The sequence below is a fragment of the Actinophytocola sediminis genome (assembly GCF_054779715.1).
This window is the reverse complement of the sequence record NZ_BAAGXS010000054.1, coordinates 1-1,577: the sequence shown is the minus strand read 5'-3', so window position 1 is coordinate 1,577 and position 1,577 is coordinate 1. Positions and strand designations below refer to the sequence as shown.

Annotated in this window: 2 protein-coding genes; one reads left to right on the top strand and one right to left on the bottom strand. The window is 63.5% G+C overall.

Features of this window, described 5'->3' with window-relative positions; translation table 11 throughout:
• A partial coding sequence (locus tag ACYVIP_RS28220) for a helix-turn-helix domain-containing protein (protein ID WP_460401671.1) occupies positions 1-103 on the top strand: 103 nt, incomplete at its 5' end.
• A 915-nt stretch (positions 104-1,018) separates the two neighbouring features.
• On the opposite strand, the gene ACYVIP_RS28215 is transcribed toward ACYVIP_RS28220, so the two are convergent.
• Complete coding sequence (locus ACYVIP_RS28215; protein ID WP_460401669.1) at positions 1,019-1,207, bottom strand: hypothetical protein; 189 nt, start codon at positions 1,205-1,207, stop codon at positions 1,019-1,021.
• Positions 1,208-1,577 lie beyond the last annotated feature (370 nt).

The window sequence follows — 1,577 nt, the reverse complement described above, 5'->3', positions numbered from 1 at the left end:
TCGTTCGTTCGGATTCATTCATAGCATCCTGACCGAGGCAGGAACGGAATTTCGTCGTCGCGGCGGGGACATGCGGTCGGGCGAGTCGCTAGGGCGCCGTTAGCCCTCCATCGAGCACCCGCAGCGGGGAAGGTGGCTGTAAGGCCAGACTGCGGGGAGGAGGTGGGGGCGTCCCCTTGGCGCGGACGCCCCCACCCTCACATCTACTCTCCGTTACACCTCAATGGGGCAGATCGGAAGGCCTTGAGGGCGGGGCGCGCTCACGGCGTTGTTCACGGCTCAACGTCAGGGGCTGGTCGAGCTCGAAGCAGTACCTGCGCTTGGGGGCCGCGCCGGCACCGGTTGACGGGCGCCCGCGGCCGAGCTGGTCGCGAAGATCGCGGGTTGGATCACAAGGCGACCGCGCAGGCTGAGCGGCTTGGTGGGAGGACCGCCTCTGGAGCGCTACGCCGCCGCCCCGGCCCACTGGAGAAGCGGCTTGGCCCGACCTTCGCAAGAAACTGAAGGAGCTGGACGAGGAACGACCTGCGGCGCCTCAATCCAGCGCGCGGGAGCTGGGTGGCCGGGCGTTGACGGTTGGACGTGTTTGCCTCGCGCGCGTTCGACCCCACCGAGTCACTGTCGGTCCACGGACGTAACGATGTGTGATCGCACTCAGATCGCCCATCTGTAACGATAGCCATAACCGAAATACGCTCTCGGTACGAGAGTACCGACTGTATATCCGCCGATGCAGCGAGAGGCGAACAAACCAACATCTCTGACGGTATTAGTGGGCATATAAATACATGCCTGCCGGTAGGAATAGGATCGTGACATGACTGTTTTTCGCGTATTCGCCTGACCGCGTTCTCGGAGAGCGAGAATCGCGAACGGTAGACAGCTGCGATCGCCGCTGAGTTGCCGCCACTGGAGCCCGAGGCGATCGTCGCGATCGGACGCTCACGGCTCTACTGGACGCACGCCTGGGCGCGACTGGGGATGGCGGACGGTGAGAGGGTGCCGGCGTCGAGGCCCGCTAGATGAGGTCAGGCTCGGGGTATCGCTCGTGCTGCGAGGACGCGAAGTCGGTGGCGGCGGCGATCATCCAGTCCGGTGCGGCGTGATCGGCGAGGATGATGGTGATCGGTCCGTCGGTCTGTATGGCGACGACGGGTCGGCCGAGGTGGGTGCGCGTCACCATCACGGGTCTGTCCATGTTGGTCACGCGCGCTCGCCGCCTGGGCTCAGCGGTCGGAGCTTTGTCCCCTTTTTGTCCACTATTTACATATACCCGATGGGTCTAGTCAATAGAAACCCGACGTGACCAGAACCTCCGCACGGAACTGATTCAGAACGGTCTCCCGCTGACCTGGATCCGCGCCCAGTCTCCGGTTCGGTGACATTTGCTCCGGAAATGTCACGTAGTTTTGTCGTTCCCCGGAATCTGCGCGGTGGTTTCGGCGATCTGCTTACGGATGGTCTGTTCGTCTTCGTGACTGAGGCCGTCAGCGGAGATGACGATCCACCGTTCGCCCGGTTGGACTATCGATCCCACGCGTTTGGCGTGGAGCCCGAGGGACTCCAGTGCCGCCTGC